Here is a 20,225-nt window from a genome sequence, read left to right on the forward strand (position 1 = left end):
CATTTTCTTGTTTATCCGATAGATTTACTATGCATTTTACAAGTTTTATTATAACAAAAAAATTTTATCTGCATAGTCTTTTTTTAGAAATAAAAAAAGAGCAGTAAATAAATCGTTATATTTACTGCTTAGGAGAGAGAGAAAAATTGTTAAGGGATATTTATTAGTATTTATTAGGGTTAATTTAATTATATCACCATTATGACAAAATGCAACATATATTTTAATATTTTTTATACAAAAGTCTTTTTTAGTATTTTATTTGTATTTTTAATTTTATTTTTCAAATTATTTTTAATAGATCTATAAAAAACTACTATATTTTTCTTTGTTAAAACTTTCAAATAATATTATCATTAATTAACAATCAAATAATTTTCATTGAATTCAATTAAATTAAGTACATATATTTATAAACATACAATTTTAACTAGAAAAATGTAAACATAAAGGATATAATTAATTGAAAATGTGTAGACTCAAATTTATAGAAACAATATGAAACTATTTACTTTCTTAAGTTTTAGTTATTTATCTACATTATTTTTTAAAATAAACTATAAAGGAGAAATTATGAATAATTCTTTTACTGATTTAAACATAAATTCAAATATAATTGAAGCATTAAAAAAACAAGGTATAGACACTCCAACAGAAATTCAAGGACTATCTATTGGACCTGCACTTGAAAATAAAGATATTGTTGGGGAAGCTTTTACTGGAAGCGGTAAAACTTTAGCATATCTTATTCCATTATTCCATAAGATAGATACTTCAAAGAGAGAAATGCAAGGAATAATATTAGCTCCTACTCACGAACTTGCTATACAAATTGAAGAACAAATCAAGCTTCTTGCAGTAAATTCAAACATTCCTGTAACTTCTTTATCTATCATTGGAGATGTAAATATAAATAATCAAATAAAAAAACTTAAAGAAGTTAAACCTCATATAATTGTTGGATCAACTGGAAGAATTCTTGATTTAATCAGAAAAAAGAAGATTACTAGTCATACTATAAAAACAATTGTAATTGATGAAGGGGATAATTTATTAGATCCTAAAAGAGCTAGTATTACTAAAGATATAATCAAGACTACTATGAGAGATAGACAACTTATGGTGTTTTCAGCCTCTATAAAAGCTGAAACTCTTGAAACAGCTAAAAATTTAATGAAAGATCCTGTAATCATAAAAGCTGAAGATAAACCTCTTATGAACCCTAATATTGAGCATATGTATGTGGTATGTGACAGACGTGATAAGTTTGAAACATTAAGAAAACTTCTTGCTGCTGTAAAACCAGAAAAAGCAATCATATTTGTTAATGATAACGAAGATATTGAATTAACCACTGTAAAGCTTAATTATCACAACAAAGATTGTTATGCTATGACAGGCAAAATATCAAAAGAAGACAGAAAACTCGCAATTGAAAGCTTCAGAACTGGAAAGATTAAAATACTAGTTTCATCAGATGTTACAGCAAGAGGACTTGATGTAGAAGGAGTAACTCATGTATTCCATTTAGATTTGCCACTAAAATTAAATGAATATTTACACAGGTCTGGAAGAACTGCTAGAGGAAATGCAAGTGGTACTTCTATATGTATCGCTACTGTTAAACAGCTTAATATAATAAAAAAATATGAAAAAGAGTTCAATGTAGAATTTAAACAAAAGAAAATTTTTGGAGGTGTTTTAGAAGACTTTCATTACTCTTCTGAAATAAGCCAAATTACACCTAAAAGCGGTTCATCCTATAATAATAAAATCAATAAATCTAAGTTTCATAAATAAAATTAAAGGTTAAGGATAAATTTTTCCTTAGCCTTCAACAATTTAAAAGGAGATAAATTTCATGACTGACAAAAAACTTTTCTTAAATCTTTTAGCCTTAATAACAGTTATAATTTGGGCAACTACCTTTATTTCAAGTAAAATTCTCTTAAATACTTTCACTCCTCTTGAAGTAATGTTTTATAGATTTGTTATAGCTTATTTCATATTGCTAATAATTCACCCAAAGTTTCATAAAATTGAATCCATAAAGGAAGAGTTTATGTTTTTAATTGCAGGAATAGCAGGTGGTTCTGTTTATTTTTTAACTGAAAATACTGCAGTGAAAATTTCACAAGTTTCGAATGTTAGCTTAATTGTTGCAACAGCACCAATTTTAACAGCCCTTCTAGCACATTTTTTTACCAAGGGAGAAAAACTCAGCAAAAATTTATTTTTAGGTTTTATAGTTGCAATTTCAGGGGTTTTTCTAGTTATTTTTAATGGCAATTTTATGTTAAAACTTAACCCACTTGGCGATATTCTTGCTTTAGGGGCAGCTATTTCTTGGTCTATTTATTCAATAACTACGAAAAAGTTTGGAAGTAAATATAACACTTTATACCTAACACGAAAAATATTCTTCTATGCTCTACTTACTATGATTCCTTTTTTATTCACATCAGACTTCAATTTTGATGTAGATAAAATTTTAACTTTCAAGTCACTTTCTAATCTTTTATTTTTGGGAATTGTGGCATCTAGTCTTTGTTATGTAGTTTGGAATTATACAGTAGACAAGCTAGGGGTAGTAAAAACCAATAATTATATATATCTTATTCCTGCAATTACATTAATATTTTCTGTACTCATATTAAATGAAAAGATGACTCTTTATTCAAGCCTTGGAGCTATTTTAATTTTCCTTGGTGTGTATATTTCAGAGCATGGTCTTAAAATAAATGTATTTCAAAGACGTCAAACCATAGAAAATTAATTTATTTTTTATTTTATATTGCATATTTTGTAAATATGTGGTACAGTAAAGCCAGATGTTTAAAAAATAATTTTTAAGGAGGTTAAACTATGAAAACTAATAAAATATTTAGAATTACATTAAAAATAAATAATTATATTTTTATTAATTCATCTGTGAAACCTCAAGGAAAAATGATATACGAAATATATTAGTTATACAGCATTTAACTATTTATATTTATATTTATATTTCTATTGATATTTAACACAGCTCTGAATGGCTGTGTTTTTTTGTGCTTAAAATTATTATTTTTCACCGGCGCCAAAAGAAATGATAATTTTAAATATTTCTAATAACAATTTATTTTAAACATCAATAATTCTAAAAGGAGTGAATTATTTTGACATTATTTAATACTTATATTAAAAAGCATTGGAAATTCTTAATTATTCCTATTGCTGCTATGATAGGATGCATTTGCATAGATAGTTTTTACCCTTATCTTCAAAAGATATTTATTGATAATATTATTCTTGGTGGTATGGACGATTATTTATTCATGTTCATTATAACTATAATATCATTTGCTTTGATCCAAGGTGGATTAGGTTACCTTAAAGAATATTTATTTGATAAATTTGCTTTAGTTGTATGTAAGAAATTGAGACAAGACCTATATTCTAAGTTTCAATCATTTGAATTTTCATTTTTTGATAACAACAATACTGGTGAACTACTTTCAAGAATAGTTGAAGATGTTGATGTAGTTTGGGATACTTTGGCTTTTGGAATGAGAGTATTTATTGAAGCTATAATACTATTTTCAATATCTGTTGTTATAATGTTTACTTTAAATCCTTCATTAACAATTATATGTTTAGCGGTATTACTTCCAGTAGCCTACATTGGTACAGTTATGGACAAGAAGTTTTGGAAAGTATATTCACAAATCAGTGATCAAACTGCTGAAATTAATTCTATAGTTCAACAAGATGTTTCAGGTATAAGACTTGTAAAAGCTTTTGCCCGTGAAAAACACGAAATTTCTAAATTTTTAAAGGTAAATGAAAAATTCTTTGACTTGAATGTTGAGCAAGCAAAAATAGTTGGTACTTATGGTCCATTAATTGAGTTCTTAACAAATAGTGCTCCTATTTTAATGATTGTCTATGGTGGATATTTATGTATTCAAGGTAATTTAAGCTTAGGAGGATTAGTTGCTTTCACCAGTTATATATTTAATATTTCATGGTGTGTTAGAAATTTAGGTTCTCTTATTAACTTACTTTCTCAAAATAAAGCTTCTATGGAAAAAATAAAAGAAATCTTCAACAGAAAGCCTGAAATTTTTTCTAAAGAAAATTGTTACAATCCAACCGAAGTTAAAGGAGATATTATTTTTAAAAATGTCAGTTTTTCATATAACAACGTTGAAGTTTTACACAATATTAATTTAAATATTCCTCACGGTAGCACTGTTGCCATAATGGGAACTACTGGCTGTGGTAAAAGTACTTTACTTGCTCTAATAGGCAGATATTATGATGTTACTAAAGGTGAAATCTTAGTAGATAATGTGAATGTTAAGGATTGGAATTTAGATACCTTGAGAGCTCATATGTCTGTAGTATTTCAAGATACTTTCCTATTCTCCGATACTATAAAAAATAATATTGATTTTGGAAGTGATAAATCTGAAGGTGCTTTAATAAAAGCTGTTAAAGATAGTACTGCTTATTCTTTTATTAAAGAAATGCCTGACGGTTTTGACACAGTTATTGGAGAAAGAGGTCTAGGCTTATCTGGAGGCCAAAAGCAAAGACTTGCCATTTCAAGAGCATTAATTAGAAAATCACCTATATTGATTCTTGATGATTCAACTTCTGCTCTTGATATGGAAACTGAATTTAAAGTTCTTCAAAATCTAAAAAATGATAAGAAAAAAGCTACTACCTTTATAATTGCTCATAGAATTTCTGGTGTTAAAGATGCAGATATTATTTTGTTTATGAAGGATGGTAGAATTGTAGAAATTGGTAATCATGCTAATTTAGTTAATGCTAAAGGGTATTATCACAATGTTTATTCTCATCAATTCCAAGACTTTGAAGCACTTCAATTGGAGGCGAATTAATATGAATAATGATATAACAAATGAATCTTCTAAAATAGAAATAATCAAACGATTATTAGTTTATGTAAAACCATATAAAATGAAAGTAATATTTGTAATCTTCCTGTTACTTATAGTAATGGCTTGTGGTACATTAACACCATATTTAATGAAAATGTCTATTGATACTTTTGTAGCAGAAAAGAATATTAAATCTCTGTTATTTCTAGGAGGTGCATTAATATTAGTCAATATACTTTCAATGATTTTATCTGGAATTAGAACAATAGCTATGTCTAAAATCACTAATCAAATATTAGTTGATATCAGGCACAGCTTATACACTCACATTCAAACCTTGAGTTTTAATTTCTTTGATAACAGACCTGTTGGAAAAATTATTTCCAGAGTTGTTGGTGATGTAAATGCTCTTCAAAATTTATTAAATAACAGTATAGTAAATTTAATTCCTAATGTTTTCACTATTATCTTGGTGGTTTCAGTTATGCTTATATTAAATCCTATACTTGGAGCCGTATGTCTTATTACAATGCCGCTGCTTACAATTGCTATGTTTGTCATAGAAATTAAAGCTGATAAAAAGTGGAAGGTTTTTAGAGAGCATCGTTCCTCATTAATTGGATACACTCATGAATCACTTTCTGGTATGAAGGTAATTCAAGGCTTTAGTAAGAAAAAATACGCTAAAGATAAATTTGATGATCATATAGGTAATCATGCTACTGGCTTTATGACTGCCGTTTATACACAAGATTTCTTTTGGCCTTTTTTAGATTTATTTCGTGGACTAAGCCTTGTTATACTACTGGTTTCAGGTTATATATTAAACAGACAAAACAATTTAACTTTAGGTACCTTAATGGCTTTCTTTATGTATATCGATATGCTATGGAGACCAATTATAAATCTTTCTTCTTTTTATAATGCTTTTGTAACTAGTATGTCTGCAGGAGAAAGAATCTTTGATATTTTAGATACAAAAAGTGATATGTTGGATGAAAATTCTGCTAATAATAATCTTCCTACAATTAAGGGAGATATTGAATTTGACCAAGTTACCTTTTCATATTCTAAGGGAGATGGCGCTGCCCTTAAAGATACTTCTTTCAAACTAAAAGCAGGAGAAAAAATTGCATTAGTTGGTGAAACTGGTGCAGGTAAAACAACTATAACTAATTTAATAAGCAGATTTTATGATCCAACCTTTGGTTCAGTAAAAATCGATGGAATAGATATTAAAACAGTAAATATTGAATCCCTACGAAGTCAAATGGGAATAATGCTTCAAGATTCCTTTTTATTTTCTACCTCAATTAAAGAAAACATCCGTTATGGTAAATTAAATGCAACTGATGAAGAAGTAATTGCAGCTGCAAAAGCTGTTAATGCTCATGAATTTATTGAAAAGCTTGAAGACGGATATGATACAAACGTAAATGAAAGAGGTTCAAGATTATCTCTTGGCCAAAGACAATTAATAGCTTTTGCAAGAGCATTAATTGCAGATCCTAGAATATTAATATTAGATGAAGCAACAGCAAATATTGATACTGAAACTGAAATCCTTGTACAAGATGGTATTAAAAAGCTTATGGAAGGCAGAACTTCAATAGTAATAGCTCATAGACTTTCTACTATAAGAGATTGTGATAAAATCTTTGTCCTTTCTCATGGTAAAATAGTTGAAGAAGGTAACCATGAACAATTACTTTTAAATCATGGATACTACCATAAGTTGTATACAGCTCAGTATACTTTCCTTAAACAAGATGCTTAATTTTCTATTATTAACTAAAATAATGTGCTATAACAAGCCTATTATACGCTTGTTATAGCACATTTTATTTTTTGTTATTTTCATCTCCACCTAAAAGATTATTTATGACATTAGTTCATTTATTGTATTTATTTAAAATTCAAATCCTTTTCTTCCTGTAAATTTTCTATTATTAAAGCAGGTATTTTATGATTAACCTTATTGCTATCAATTATTTTTGCAATCCCCACTTTTCCCTTTGCAATAATCTTTTCATTTTCATTTAAATCACATGTTTTTTCATATTCACCTACTATTCCTACAACTTTTGAATCTGCTGCACAACAATCCATTATAACCCTTCCTATAATAAATTGATTTATATTTAAGTAATTTTCTTTGCATACAAAACCATGTATTTCTAATTTTCTACCAATATATTTTTCTGGATCTATTCTTATATCATCAAGTACCATTGGATTATTTTCATTAATCACTAAAACTTCTTTTTTGCTATTTTCCTTTTGATTTACACCTAAATTTAATTCATGCTCATATAAATATTTCATATTTAAAGTGTTTTCTTTAAAATCTTTGTTTAATTCATTATGTTTAAAGGTTTCTTGATGATTAATTGAAATTATCCCGAGTATTATAGTAAATAATATAGGCAATAATTTCATTTTTAAATTACTATTTCTTTTAAAAGTAAATATGTTTTGAAACTGAAATAAAATCATTATACTTATCATCACAATAGTAATGTAAATATAAATAATCATCTTTCTTCCTACGTAGAAATCAATTTTTCCAGTAACAGTTAAATAAATTATTGCTATATCTAATAGAATAAAAATTATAAAACATAAAAATTCATCTAAATTAAATCGTCTCAACTTTTTATTCCTTTCATTTTTTCATATCTATTATAAAAGATTTTCTAGCTCCAAATCATGTGTTGCATTAGATTAATCGAATTATTAACAACACTATAATTAAGTTTATATTCCACATATAAGAAACATACTACAAATTATAAATACAATACTGATTGTAACTATCGCCAATTTAAATACAAAATTCTTTTTAAAGGCACCAAGAAGAATTATTAAATTTTTAAAATCAAGCATTGGCCCTAATAAAAGAAACGCAGCTACTCCACTAAAAGAATAAGCTTCTAGAAAAGTTCTTCCGACAAAAGCATCTGCTTCAGAACATAGGGATAAAGCAAAACCAAGAAACATCATAAAAACTATATTTAAAAGCTTATTATCAAAAATATAATTCAAGCCTCCTTGTGCTTGTATGACCTGAAATCCACTTGAAATAAAGGCACCAAAAATCAAATATCCCATTATATTTATAAATTCTCTATTAGTATGTTCAAACACTGCTTTCAATTTATTTTCTTTACCTAAAAAGCTATTACAGCCACAACTGCAATAGTAATTATTATCTTCTCCATTATTTAAGACTACTTTCTCTTCATTTCCTTTTAGTAAATTTACTATGATTCCTATTAAAATTGCTGCTACAAAACCTCCCGCCACTCTAAGTAGCACCATAACTTGTTTATCGTAGAAAGCATAATATGTTGACATTATAACTACTGGATTTATTATAGGGACTGAAAGCATTAATGTTATTCCCATTCCAATAGGCATTCCTTTCTTAATAAGACTTCTTGTTATAGGTACTATAGCACATTCACAAACTGGAAAAATAAGTCCGATTAATGCTGCTCCAAAATATCCAAATATATTTATTCTTGGAATTAACTTAACTATACGTTCTTCAGATATAAAAATTTGAATTATAGCAGATATAAAGGAGCCTAAAATAATGAAGGGCATTGCTTCAAGAATTATACTTATAAAAATATTTGCAAAATCCCCCAACTGTTTTATCTCTAAAGTTTCTATAATTCTTTGAAAAAATAATACTAGTAAAAAAATCATTCCACTTAAAGCTGCAAAAGTTAAAATTTTATTCTTACTCATAAATCTTCCTCATTTCCAGCCTATACTCCTTCTTATTATTATCTGCTACTTTCATATTGTATTTTTATCTTTCTTAAATATCCACTCTCAAAAACTTTTGCACCTTTAAGAACTGATTTTAAAATAAATTTATTATTAACTTCTAAAACATTTCCATGAGGATTTATATTTCTTAATTTTTTTAAACCTTTTTCCAAAGATTTTGTATTAGCTTCATCAATATTATTTACAATCATAACATCTGAATACTGTATAAACGGAATTATAAATCCACCTATATTATCAATATATTCATTTAGTGTTTTTCCATCTGCAACAAAAAATACTGATTTTACTTTACAAGTTTCTCTATAAATTTTTTCATTTAACATGAGGAATAATTCATTCAAATCCCACGTGCCATTATATTCTATAATTATTCTATGAGGATTAAACTCAGCTATGGAAAATATAAGTTCTTGTTTTAATTCTTTTATATCCCTTATACTTTTAGTTTTAATTTGATAATTATTATTTGAATTTTCTGCAATCTTTTCTTTTCCATCTTCTAATTGAAAAATACAAATCCTTTCTCCTTCAACTTTACTTTCACTTATAAGAGAATTTATTAAAGTTGTTTTTCCAGCACCTAAAAATCCTGAGATGATATCCATATGTATCTTCATTTATAATCCTCCAAATAATTGCTTCAATTCTTTTCTATTTAATTCACTTCCTATAATTGAAACAACCTTCCTATTAGCCCATTTAATCTTTCTACTATTAAACTCCTTTGGCACATAATCAAATTGATAATAGCTTCCATCTGTTCCTTTTGTAATACCTTTTGCTCTTATTATTTTTCCAAACTTACTGCTACTTTCTATAAATATAAACTTTTTTTGAATTTCTTCTGTATTCATATTAAAATCAAATTCAATAGGATAACTCTCAAAAATATTATCAACTTCGTTATTTGCTTTTCTTTTTACTATTTTATTAGCATTTAACTTAATAATATTTTTTTCTTTTATTTCTTTTTCCCTTTTGATTTCAATTAAATCAAATCCATTCAAATATTCCCATGGTTTATGGATTATTTCTGCTTTAGAGTTTAAATTTGTTAATGAATTAACTACATTTTCAATTTTAAGTTTATCAACTAATTGGCTTCTACTTAAAATAAGCTTATATGCATTTCTAATTTGATTTTCATAAAAATCTTTAAAATTTCTAATATATAATTCATAATTTTTAATATCGATAACAGTAATAATATTTCTAATTTCAATTTTATCTTTCAAGTTTTCTTCTTTTAATAAATTAATAATTTCACTTAATTTTGCTACACCAGATGGTTCAATTATTATATTAACTGGACTATATTTTTTTATCACTTCAGCTATAGCTTTACTAAAATCACCAGATACTTGGCAACATATACAACCAGAATTAATTTCTTTAACTGAAATATTACATTCCTTTAATATGTCCCCATCTATACCAACTTCCCCAAATTCATTTTCTATAATAATTGTATCTTTACTATACACATTTTCAATTAACAACTTCCTAATTAGCATAGTTTTACCTGCACCTAAAAATCCTGAAAATATATCAACTTGAATTTTCATTTTTACTACCCTTCTTAATTTAATTCATATATATTTATACTTTATTAAGGATTTATATATGAATAAAATTTTCCTAGCAATAATTCCATAAAATAAAAATACCCTGCAGATAGAATTTAAAATCTACCTGCAAGGTATATAAAACTTCATATATTTATTTTCTAAGACGGATAGTAGAAGAAATGAGTTGATCTGTCTGAAATATCAGTATCAGTTAATACTTTTCTTCTATGAAGTACTAAATTTCCATACATTGTTCTTTGATTGTCTACAATATATGCATATCCATCTCTATCCCAGCACATGAAGATATACACATGACTATAATTATTTGTAAACACAATATCCCCTGGTTTTATTTGAGAAAAGTCATAACTATATGAAAAACCTCTTCCCTTTAATTCATTTTCAAGTTGATATGTATTAGCAACTGAACGTGGAATATTAACCCCTATTCTTCTCAATGCTTCTGAAGAAAAGAACACACAATTATTATCCGTTGCTCCTCCATGAAGCCAAACAGCAGTATTATCAACACTTAGTTGATTATTTACATCTGTCATATACTTAAATAATTGATAATTAGCATTAGAATGAGAATAATTATAATATGTATTTACAGTTTCACCATTAGCTTGTACATAATTATAGCTATCTAGCCATACATTCCTCACCATTGATCCATCTGTTAAAAATTTATATTTTTTACCATTAATAATTTTCTCTGTTCCTGCAACCATAGCTCCAGTTGTATCATCTAAATAATATGTTTTATTATCTAAATCTAACCAACCACGTTGCATAGCTCCATTACCTGAAAAGAAATAATACTTATTATCTATTTTCACCCAGCCAGTAAGCATGTCCCCATTATCACTTAAAAAATATTTAACACCTTTAATTGTTTGAAGACCCTTTTGCATTATTCCATTTTCATTAAAATAATAATATTTTTCATTTACTTTTTTCCAATCATTTTTTATCAAGCCTTTTTCTCTGTCATAAAAAAACCAATTTTTATCTTTATCACTTTCCCAACCTTCTCTTACATTACCATCTTCATTGAATTCATATTCTTTTCCATCTATTTTTTTGTTTCCCTTTATTCTATCGCCATATCTATCTAAATAGCACCATTTCCCTTTTAATAAATACCATCCTTCATCAAGTTTAAATTGATTTCCTTCCAAATCGCAATATGTATAATTACCTTTAGAAGCTTTTTGTAAAATTGAATTTGGTATTTTTGTGAATTTATTATCTCCTAAATCTAAATATTTAAGCTGAGCTAAATTACCAAGATCTTCTGGAACTTCCCCTTTTATATCTGAATAATTTAAATCTAAATATTCTAAGTTTTTTAGCAATTTTATTTCTTTAGGAATATCATCACCTATGTTTTTGTATCTAAGACTAATTTTCTTAATATTTAAAAAATCTTGTTCTGTAAGATTTTTTACGTCCTTTCTTAATTGGCTTGAAACTTCTTTAGTAAGCCAATTTTCCTCAATTTTAACCTTTTCTTGAATATTAGTTTGTTGAACAATTTCTTCGGATGTTTTAACTTCTTTTGCAAAAGCTGCTGTTGGAATGCTATTAATACATAAAATAGCACATAGTATAACTAATTTTTTCAATTTATTGTGCTGCATCTAATCGTCTCCCTTTATTTTTTAACATATAAATTATACCATTTTGTTTTTATAATCTCAAATAAATATAAAATAATCCAAATTTTTATTAAATATTTTATAGTGAGATAATAATCAGCAGCAAATCTGTTAATTATATTTTTATGCTTTTATTTAATTGGATTTCTAATATTACAACAATTATTATTAATATACATCATTACTTTTATTTTTTATTGTTTGAACATCTTGATTCCATCGTTAATTTCCTTAACAATAAGGTCACCGCATTCTTTAGGGGTAATTTGATTAGTTAATAATAAATTAAAATTGGTTTGAAGTGGTCCCCATATTACTTCTGTTTCCAATATATTAGGCATTATTTCTGAGTCCTTAGACTGCATATAAAATCCTTGTAAATATTCATCATTCTTAAAACTTTTAATTTCCAGTGCATCTTTAAAAACAGGAAGTCTGTTGCCATAAGTAATTAAAGTCTCTTTAGAATTTTCAATTAAATACTTTAACAATTTATAAGACTCTTCCTTCTTTTCTGATTTAGGATTAACTAAAGCCATTTTTATCCCTTTAAAAGTTTTTGTTGTGTTACCATTAAGCTTAGGAATTGGTGCAACTCCAAGCTTTAAATCACCAACAGTACTTTTCATCTTTTCTAATTTCTTTGCTTCCCCGATATAATATGCTATTTCCCCATTATAAAATGAAACTTCTGCCATCTCATCATTTACATCTTGTGCCATTAATTTATTTGTTTGAACTAAATCTTGTAGAAACTTATATCCTTTTATAGCGCCTTCATTATTTAGACCTATGTTTTTTTTATCAAAAGTACCATTATTATTTTTAAATATATATCCTCCATTTGCATCTATAAATTGATATGACAAATACAGATTATTAATATCATATTTAAATCCATTGGCTTTTGCATCCTGAATTAGGCCTTCCATTGTCTCTGGAACCTTACTAACTAAGTTTTTATTATAAAATAATGCCGGACACTCTTGAGATATTGGGAATGCACATATTTTATCATTTATGGTCACAGCATCAATTATATCTTTTGATATATAATTATCAAAATTAATTATATCTTTAGGAACCTCCTCTGCTAAATTTAACTTTTCCAATTTTTCCATAAATTCATGACTTAACCCAAATTCAATATCTGGTGAATTTGGATTCCTTGCATCTGTTCCATTATTTGTTATATTTAAGTATTGCTCTACACTTCCACCAGCGTTAATTGTATCGATTTGTACATTAACATCAATTCCATTTTCTTCACTCCATTTATGTGCAAGCTTTTCAATTTCTTTTCCTTCAGCTTCATTTGTATTAAGCCAAAGATTAATTTTTTTACTTTTCTCCTTGACTTGACTACATCCAATGAAATTAAATATAAAACAAAAAAATACCATTACACAGCAGCTTAATTTAATAAAATTCTTCATTTCTCTCCCCCAAAATTAAAATATATTTTTATACCACTATTATTGTTAATAATTATTTTTTCTACCAATAAATTATAATGCAAGCGCTTGCAGTATTCTATTGGATATATTCACAAATTATTCTATGCAATTTCCTATGTATTTCTAAATACAATAAAATAAACTTAAGACAATAAATAAAATAAGATATATCAAAACTATACAGCTTTAATATACCTTTACAATTTAAATTAATTCTTTACATACTAAATTAATTCTTTACATACTAAATTAAATATATTTTGTTTTTTAGAATTAATCCTTAAATATTAATTTCAACAATAGAATTAACTATAAAATCAGCATTAGATAAATCTTGATTTCCTGAATTAGCATTTTTGAAACCTATACATTTCATACCTGCTTTCTTAGCAGCCAATACTCCATTTTTCGAATCTTCAATAACTACACATTCTTCAGGTAATATTCCTAATTTCTTTGCAGTTTCAACATAAATATCAGGAGCAGGCTTTCCATTTTCAACTTCTTCTCCACTTAAAATGCAGCTGAAATAATTTTCTATTCCAAATTTAGAAACAACCACTTCTATAAAATCTCTAGGTGATGATGAGGCAATTGCTGCTGGAATATTTTTATCCTTTAAATTTATTAATAAATTTTTAATTCCTTCTATTGGCTCTAAATCTGATTCAATTACCTTCCTCTTAACCAGTTCACATCTATAATTTATTATTTCTTCAGCTGATTTGTCCAATTTATATTTATTCTTTATATCAGTAAACATGTACTCATTAGTTGTTCCAACATATTTATTTAGTTCTTCTTTTGAAATACTGCAGCCAAAATCCTTCATCGTCTTCATATCCACTTCAAAATGAATTGGTTCACTATCTATAATTACTCCATCCATATCAAAAATAACAGCCTTCATGAGTTATCTCCTTTTAGTCAATATTTTTATAAAAAATTGTATAAAATTTATGCTACTATTTACAGTCTGTTTTAGATTATAAAATAATAGCATAAATTTTCACACTCCAATATTATTTAGTTAAATATAAATATAAAAGTTTTATTGTATTTTCTAAAGCATTATAGTGGGTTCTTTCCATTCCATGAGAAGCATGAACCCCTGGTCCTATAAGAGCACCACGAATATCATTTCCACCTTTTAGAGCTGCTCCAACATCCGAACCGTAAAATGGATAAATATCTACTGCATAGCTTAAATTATTATCCTTTGCTAAATTTACTAAATCTGTAGTCATATTATAATCATAAGGTCCACCTGAATCCTTAGCGCAAATTGAAACATCATATTCTGTGCAGCTTAAATCTTCTCCTATGCACCCCATATCAACAGCTATCATTTCTGTTATATCACTTGGAATATATGAAGATCCATGACCAACTTCTTCATATATTGAAATAAATATTTTTGTTGTAAAATGAGGAGTTATTTTTTCTCTATTAAATAATTCTAACAATCCCATTAGGCAAGTTACACTACCTTTATCATCAATGAATCTTGATTTTACAAACCCACTTTCAGTAATTGTTGTTTTAGGTTCAATAAACACAAAGTCTCCAGGACATATTCCAAGTTTTTGTGTATCTTCTTTTGATTTAACATTTTCATCAATTCTTATTTCCATATTTTTAGGTTCTCTTGTTTTGCTTGAACTATCTTCAAAAACATGAGCTGCTGGGCTTGTGCTCAAAAATGTACCAGTATATATCTTTCCTTCTCTTGTTCTTATTTTGCAGTATTCACCATCTAAGGTTGGAACAATTGGCCCCCCAAGTAAAGTGAATTTTAATTTCCCTTCTGATGTTATTGATCTTACCATAGCTCCTAAAGTGTCAACGTGAGCTGATAACCCTATTACTTTATCCTGAGATTCACCTTTAATAGTAATTATTCCGCAGCCTTTATTAGTTGTTTCAAAATCATAGCCAAAGCCTTCTGCAATACATTTTATCTTATCCATTATTTCAAAGCAAAAGCCTGTTGGGCTATGAAATTCTAATATTTCCTTTGCTGTATCAAGTACGTATTTTTTATTAATTGCTAATTCCATAATTATACCTCTTTTCTATTTTTATATATTGTCTACTCACTGAATACTTTGCCATAATCAAGTTTAACTAAGTAATCTTAAAAATTCTTTGATAACTCGTTAAGTGCTTCGCCATCGACTCTATATACAGTCCATTCATCCATTGGTTTAGCACCCATTTCTTTATAAAATTTTATAGAAGGTTCGTTCCAATCTATACACCACCATTCAAGTCTACCACAATTTCTCTCTATTGCAAGATTTGCCAAAAAAGATAACATTATTTTCCCAAGACCTTTACCTCTCATTTCTGGCTTTATATATAGATCCTCTAAGTATATACCAGGCTTTCCAAGAAACGTTGAAAAATTGTGAAAAAATAAAGCAAATCCTACAGGTTTTCCATCATATTCTCCAATAACAACTTCTGCCTTTTTTCTTACAAATAATGAATCATATAATATCTCCTCTGTTGCTACTACTTCATTTAATAATTTTTCATAATCTGCTAATTCTTTTATGAAATCTAATATTAACTTTGTATCTTTTTCTTCCGCAAATCTAATTTTAAAATTTTGAACCTGCGTATTTATTTGTTCTTTCATTAATGCAACCTCCAAAGCTCAATAATTTATAAATATAAATAAGCTATATACCATAACAAATTTATGTAAGGTATATAACTTATATTTTAATTAATTTTCACCTAATATTATTTTTAACTTATCTACTAAAAAAGCCATTTCATCATCAGTGCCAATTGATATTCTCAAGAAGTTATCTATTCTTTCTTTATTAAAATATCTAACCAATACTCCGTTATCTTTTAATTTTTCATAAAGCACTTTTCCATGAACCTCTTTATGACTTGCAAAAACAAAATTAGCTTTTGATTCTAAAACCTTAAAACCTAGACTTTCTAAATCTTTAACTGCTTTTTTTCTTGTATTAATTATTTTCTTAGTTATTTCTTGAAAATATTCTTCATCTCTTATCGCTTCTGCTGCCCCTGAAATTGCTACTCTATCTATTGTATAAGAATTAATGCTGTTCTTAATTCTATTTAAACCTTCAATTAAATCTTTATGACCAAAAGCAAATCCAACTCTTAAGCCCGCTAATGCACGTGATTTTGATAATGTTTGAATCACTAAAAGATTATCATAATCATTAATAAACTTAATCATTGATTCTCCACCAAAATCTATATAGGCTTCGTCTATAATTACTACACTGTCTTTATTAGCTTCAACCAATTTTTTCAATTCTTCAATGTGAATATATTTTGCTGTTGGAGCATTAGGATTTGGTATAATGACTCCTCCATTTTTCTTTTTCAATTCTTCTAATTGTATATTGAAATTTTCATCAAGCTTTACTAGCTCATAATTTAAATCTAAAAGCTGTGCATAAACTGGATAAAAAGAATAACTTATATCCGGAAATAGTATTTTACTATCTTTTGAGAAAAAAGCCATAAAAGAAAAAGCTAAAACTTCATCTGATCCATTCCCAATAAATATTTGATCTTTGTCTAAACTATAATACTCTGCTAATTCATCAATAAGTTCACTGCAAGTTGGATCTGGATATAGCTTTAAATCTCCATTAACTGCATTTTTCATTACTTCCATAACTCTTTTTGATGGTGGATATGGATTTTCATTTGTATTTAATTTTATGTACTTTTTATCCTTAGGCTGCTCCCCAGGCACATAAGGTTCTAATTCTCTTACTTTATTATTCCAATATTTACTCATTTCCTGCCCCCCAGTATGTTAATATAGTTTTTTGTATTATACTTATTGCTTTTTCCTATATTATACATGAAAAATGAGGCTATAACAAACTTACACTTAAAAATAATTTACTTGCAAATATATTTATTTTTAATATATACTTTTTTACTTTACTATTGAATAAATTTTATTTGCTGTTTCTTCTGCTGTAATACTACTTACATCAATTTTAACAGTATCCATCTCTTCATATGCTGTAATTCTTTCTATACTCCTGCTAATAACATCAGCCTTTCTAATTGAATTAACTACATCCTTATTTAATCTCTTTCTGAGAGCCTCTTCTGTACATATTAAGGATAATTTATAAAGCTGAAAATCAAATTCTTTCAATTTTTCTAATATTTCCATTAATATGTATTCTTCATGCATTACCCAACAAAAAATAATATACTCATACCCAGAATTGTTTAGATAGGACTTTAATAAATACGAAATATTATTTATTACCATTTCTTTATTTTCTTCTGATACCACAAAGGGATTCATATTCCAGCACCAATCTCCATCTAAATAAACACTAGGACTTAGTAAATTAAGCAGCTTGTTACATACAGTACTTTTACCAACACCCATAGTTCCATTAATCATAATCAATTTTTTCATAATAGTGCCTTTCCTTATTTATATATTGATTTAATATTTTAGATCATGTTATATTCGCAAAGATTTTAAATTATTAACTAGCTTTATTATGTATGGGATGTGATTGGAAACACTACTCCATCACATAGAGTTTCTTTCCCTTTTAATACAAATAAAGTATCGACAGTATCCTTATTTAACTTAAAATCAATTGAATACTTATTACTTTCTGGCATAAATTCAAATATAATTTTTTCATCATCCTCTTGAATTATTTTTTCAATAATTTCATCCAAATCAAAATTATTTTCACTTAAAATATCATAAAGCGTAATTATATTATTTTTTCTTCTAAAAATCACAATTACATTTTTATCCTTTAAATAATATAAATCTTCCTTAAATTCATAATTACAATGTATATAAAGTGGCCACTTATCCTTAATAGCACATAACTTCTGAGATAAAGGCACTCTATTTTTACTTATTTTCTCAACAATTTTTTTATGTTCTTCATTTTCAAGTTCTAATTTTATAATATTAGACTTTAATTGGGTTTTAGTAATGTTACTAATATCCATTTCATATTTTCCTTCTAATACTTTTTTAAATCCAAACTTAGGATAAAAATCTAGTACGTTCTTATTTGCAAATAAATAAATTAAATCATATGCTTCATATTCCTTTAAAATTATATCCATAAGCTTTTTAATGAGCCCATTATTTCTATACGCTTCATCTGTCATAACTGTGCCAAGCTGGATTGCCTTATTAATCTTTCCATTGTAAATTATATTAAATTTATTTATAGATACATTGGATACAATTTTGTCACCACTAAGGAAAGAATAGTTTATATAATTATCATCTAAAAAACCTTTTTTAAACCATTCATCAAAATCCAGACAAAAAGTTTTAAGAGCCAATTCATTAAAACTCTTTCTATATTTATTATCATTCATATAATCGGTTATAAATTTAAATTGTTCCATAACTTATTTTTTCTCCTATCAATATGCACTTTTCTCCAAATTGAAGTTGTTTCTGTATATTTATAAATTTGCATCTTTTCAATAATTCAATTTCTGTTTCTACTGTAAAAGGAATATCTATATGATATAATTGTTTTTTACCTTCTGGTATTTTATTAATAACATCATAATAAAATTCTACACATTTCTTTTCCTCTTCCTTTGAATTCATATAGTAATCTCCTTCTATATACCTTCCGCCATCCTTTAACGAACTATGAATTTTCATATATAGCTTTTCTTTTTCTTCCTTTGTAAAATGATGAATTGTCATAGATGCAATAACATAATCATAATAATCTTTTTTAAAAGGAATTGTTAAATATGATCCTTTTATTATTTCCATTTGGCAAAGTTTATCTTTATATTTTTCTTTTAATACATTAAGCATTTCATCTGACATATCTATAAGATGAACTTCTGCATTAGGATTTCTTTTAAATATACCTTCTAATTCAAGTCCAGTTCCACATCCAATATCTAATACTTTTATTTTATCCTTATCATTTTCCATTGTTATAGATAATCCATCATAATACTCTTCAAATTTTTCAATTGTTTCAAACATATGCTCATTATATGTTTTAGCTCTTTTATTAAAAAATTCACTCATTTCTTCTATGCTCATTTCTAATTCCTCACTCATGAATCCGCGCTCCTATCTACTATGAAAATTTCTTTTAAAATGCTGACCAAAATTAAATATTAATTTATATAAATTGATATACTCAAAATTAAATAATAAAATTATTTAACTGTTAACATTCATAATTGTATATACTAACTATATATTTCTTACCATATTTTATTCAAGCTAAAGATTTTTACAGTATAATTCTTTATCCTAATTACACTTCACAGGAACTAAAAAAAAACTAAAACAAGCGCATATCTAACTTCAACTAGATACACGCTTAATTTTAATTTTCATACACTATTTTTTTTATACTTGAAATAGATAAACTATACTCTTTAGCTAAAATTTCTTTACTTTCTCCATCTTGAAATTTTCTTTTAATTTCATTATTTCTGATTTCAAGTTCCTTTCTAACACCAGATTTTGTTCCCCATTCACTTCTAATCCCTTGTTCCCTAGGAATATAAACATATTGTCCCTGACAATACTTTTGAATTTGATCAATTAATTCCTTTGGCAAGATATTTTCCGCACTTATATATTTCATTTTAAATTCCAGCTCCTTAGATAATTGATTTAAATCTAAGGGTGCAGAATTTATTTTAATATATCAGGCTTATTATTTTATATATCATACTTTATACATAAGTTAAAAGCCCAAGCTTTAAATAAACTCTGCACAAAGTATAGCAGGTGTTTCTTTTTTCAAAACAATATCCCCCCTCTAACTCCATAAAAATATTCCT

The 20,225-nt window shown here is 26.6% G+C and carries 18 protein-coding genes; 4 read left to right on the plus strand and 14 right to left on the minus strand.

What is annotated here, in order from left to right; translation table 11 throughout:
- Positions 1-573: 573 nt before the first annotated feature.
- The 4 genes from GXK56_RS12725 to GXK56_RS12740 all read left to right on the plus strand — a co-directional run bounded on the left by GXK56_RS12725 (position 574) and on the right by GXK56_RS12740 (position 6,669).
- On the plus strand, positions 574-1,800 hold the full coding sequence (locus GXK56_RS12725) for a DEAD/DEAH box helicase (RefSeq protein ID WP_160687876.1): 1,227 nt from the start codon (positions 574-576) through the stop codon (positions 1,798-1,800).
- A 61-nt stretch (positions 1,801-1,861) separates the two neighbouring features.
- Positions 1,862-2,776: a DMT family transporter gene (locus GXK56_RS12730; protein WP_160687878.1), complete on the plus strand. Its 915-nt coding sequence runs from the start codon at positions 1,862-1,864 to the stop codon at positions 2,774-2,776.
- Positions 2,777-3,158: 382 nt separating this feature from the next.
- Entirely contained in the window at positions 3,159-4,892 is a 1,734-nt protein-coding gene (locus GXK56_RS12735; protein ID WP_160687880.1) for an ABC transporter ATP-binding protein, read from the plus strand.
- Position 4,893: 1 nt separating this feature from the next.
- The gene (locus GXK56_RS12740) at positions 4,894-6,669 is read left to right on the plus strand and encodes an ABC transporter ATP-binding protein (RefSeq protein WP_160687882.1); all 1,776 of its coding nucleotides are present in this window, start codon (positions 4,894-4,896) and stop codon (positions 6,667-6,669) included.
- Between the two features lie 128 nt (positions 6,670-6,797).
- On the opposite strand, the gene GXK56_RS12745 is transcribed toward GXK56_RS12740, so the two are convergent.
- The 14 genes from GXK56_RS12745 to GXK56_RS12810 form a co-directional block, all read right to left on the minus strand.
- Positions 6,798-7,544, minus strand: a complete 747-nt coding sequence (locus tag GXK56_RS12745) for a TIGR03943 family protein (protein ID WP_160687884.1) — start codon at positions 7,542-7,544, stop codon at positions 6,798-6,800.
- Positions 7,545-7,649: 105 nt separating this feature from the next.
- A complete protein-coding gene (locus GXK56_RS12750) occupies positions 7,650-8,606 on the minus strand; it encodes a permease (RefSeq protein ID WP_243156111.1) in 957 nt (318 codons plus the stop codon).
- Between the two features lie 80 nt (positions 8,607-8,686).
- Positions 8,687-9,313: a GTP-binding protein gene (locus tag GXK56_RS12755; RefSeq protein ID WP_160687888.1), complete on the minus strand. Its 627-nt coding sequence runs from the start codon at positions 9,311-9,313 to the stop codon at positions 8,687-8,689.
- Positions 9,314-10,261, minus strand: a complete 948-nt coding sequence (locus GXK56_RS12760; RefSeq protein ID WP_160687890.1) for a GTP-binding protein — start codon at positions 10,259-10,261, stop codon at positions 9,314-9,316.
- A gap of 161 nt (positions 10,262-10,422) precedes the next feature.
- The gene (locus GXK56_RS12765; RefSeq protein ID WP_160687892.1) at positions 10,423-11,913 is read right to left on the minus strand and encodes a cell wall-binding protein; all 1,491 of its coding nucleotides are present in this window, start codon (positions 11,911-11,913) and stop codon (positions 10,423-10,425) included.
- A gap of 212 nt (positions 11,914-12,125) precedes the next feature.
- Positions 12,126-13,367, minus strand: coding sequence for an extracellular solute-binding protein (locus GXK56_RS12770; protein WP_160687894.1), 1,242 nt, complete (start codon positions 13,365-13,367; stop codon positions 12,126-12,128).
- Between the two features lie 301 nt (positions 13,368-13,668).
- Positions 13,669-14,298, minus strand: coding sequence for an HAD family hydrolase (locus tag GXK56_RS12775; RefSeq protein ID WP_160687896.1), 630 nt, complete (start codon positions 14,296-14,298; stop codon positions 13,669-13,671).
- A 112-nt stretch (positions 14,299-14,410) separates the two neighbouring features.
- Positions 14,411-15,448, minus strand: a complete 1,038-nt coding sequence (locus GXK56_RS12780) for a M42 family metallopeptidase (RefSeq protein WP_160687898.1) — start codon at positions 15,446-15,448, stop codon at positions 14,411-14,413.
- A gap of 77 nt (positions 15,449-15,525) precedes the next feature.
- Positions 15,526-16,032 (minus strand): GNAT family N-acetyltransferase, encoded by a 507-nt coding sequence (locus GXK56_RS12785; RefSeq protein WP_160687900.1) that lies wholly within the window; start codon positions 16,030-16,032, stop codon positions 15,526-15,528.
- A gap of 90 nt (positions 16,033-16,122) precedes the next feature.
- On the minus strand, positions 16,123-17,187 hold the full coding sequence (gene hisC, locus GXK56_RS12790; RefSeq protein ID WP_160687902.1) for a histidinol-phosphate transaminase: 1,065 nt from the start codon (positions 17,185-17,187) through the stop codon (positions 16,123-16,125).
- A gap of 144 nt (positions 17,188-17,331) precedes the next feature.
- Positions 17,332-17,832: an AAA family ATPase gene (locus GXK56_RS12795; RefSeq protein WP_160687904.1), complete on the minus strand. Its 501-nt coding sequence runs from the start codon at positions 17,830-17,832 to the stop codon at positions 17,332-17,334.
- An 86-nt stretch (positions 17,833-17,918) separates the two neighbouring features.
- Positions 17,919-18,803, minus strand: coding sequence for a GNAT family N-acetyltransferase (locus GXK56_RS12800; RefSeq protein WP_160687906.1), 885 nt, complete (start codon positions 18,801-18,803; stop codon positions 17,919-17,921).
- Complete coding sequence (locus tag GXK56_RS12805) at positions 18,790-19,488, minus strand: class I SAM-dependent methyltransferase (RefSeq protein ID WP_160687908.1); 699 nt, start codon at positions 19,486-19,488, stop codon at positions 18,790-18,792. Before GXK56_RS12805 ends, GXK56_RS12800 begins: the two co-directional genes overlap by 14 nt.
- A 274-nt stretch (positions 19,489-19,762) precedes the next feature.
- Positions 19,763-20,086 carry a CD3324 family protein gene (locus tag GXK56_RS12810; RefSeq protein WP_347707954.1) on the minus strand — a complete coding sequence of 108 codons (324 nt, stop codon included), beginning with the start codon at positions 20,084-20,086 and terminating at the stop codon, positions 19,763-19,765.
- Positions 20,087-20,225 lie beyond the last annotated feature (139 nt).

It is taken from the genome of Clostridium sp. C2-6-12 (assembly GCF_009928485.1).
In the GTDB taxonomy this organism is placed as follows: Bacteria; Bacillota; Clostridia; order Clostridiales; family Clostridiaceae; genus Clostridium.

Coding starts and splice junctions, on each gene's coding strand:
- GXK56_RS12770 (WP_160687894.1), bottom strand. CDS start 13,367: ATGAAGAATTTTATTAAATTAAGCTGCTGTGTAATGGTATTTTTTTGT.
- GXK56_RS12760 (WP_160687890.1), bottom strand. CDS start 10,261: ATGAAAATTCAAGTTGATATATTTTCAGGATTTTTAGGTGCAGGTAAA.
- GXK56_RS12750 (WP_243156111.1), bottom strand. CDS start 8,606: ATGATTTTTTTACTAGTATTATTTTTTCAAAGAATTATAGAAACTTTA.
- GXK56_RS12765 (WP_160687892.1), bottom strand. CDS start 11,913: ATGCAGCACAATAAATTGAAAAAATTAGTTATACTATGTGCTATTTTA.
- GXK56_RS12800 (WP_160687906.1), bottom strand. CDS start 18,803: ATGGAACAATTTAAATTTATAACCGATTATATGAATGATAATAAATAT.
- GXK56_RS12740 (WP_160687882.1), top strand. CDS start 4,894: ATGAATAATGATATAACAAATGAATCTTCTAAAATAGAAATAATCAAA.
- GXK56_RS12775 (WP_160687896.1), bottom strand. CDS start 14,298: ATGAAGGCTGTTATTTTTGATATGGATGGAGTAATTATAGATAGTGAA.
- GXK56_RS12805 (WP_160687908.1), bottom strand. CDS start 19,488: ATGAGTGAGGAATTAGAAATGAGCATAGAAGAAATGAGTGAATTTTTT.
- GXK56_RS12795 (WP_160687904.1), bottom strand. CDS start 17,832: ATGAAAAAATTGATTATGATTAATGGAACTATGGGTGTTGGTAAAAGT.
- GXK56_RS12780 (WP_160687898.1), bottom strand. CDS start 15,448: ATGGAATTAGCAATTAATAAAAAATACGTACTTGATACAGCAAAGGAA.
- GXK56_RS12725 (WP_160687876.1), top strand. CDS start 574: ATGAATAATTCTTTTACTGATTTAAACATAAATTCAAATATAATTGAA.
- GXK56_RS12785 (WP_160687900.1), bottom strand. CDS start 16,032: ATGAAAGAACAAATAAATACGCAGGTTCAAAATTTTAAAATTAGATTT.
- GXK56_RS12730 (WP_160687878.1), top strand. CDS start 1,862: ATGACTGACAAAAAACTTTTCTTAAATCTTTTAGCCTTAATAACAGTT.
- GXK56_RS12755 (WP_160687888.1), bottom strand. CDS start 9,313: ATGAAGATACATATGGATATCATCTCAGGATTTTTAGGTGCTGGAAAA.
- hisC (WP_160687902.1), bottom strand. CDS start 17,187: ATGAGTAAATATTGGAATAATAAAGTAAGAGAATTAGAACCTTATGTG.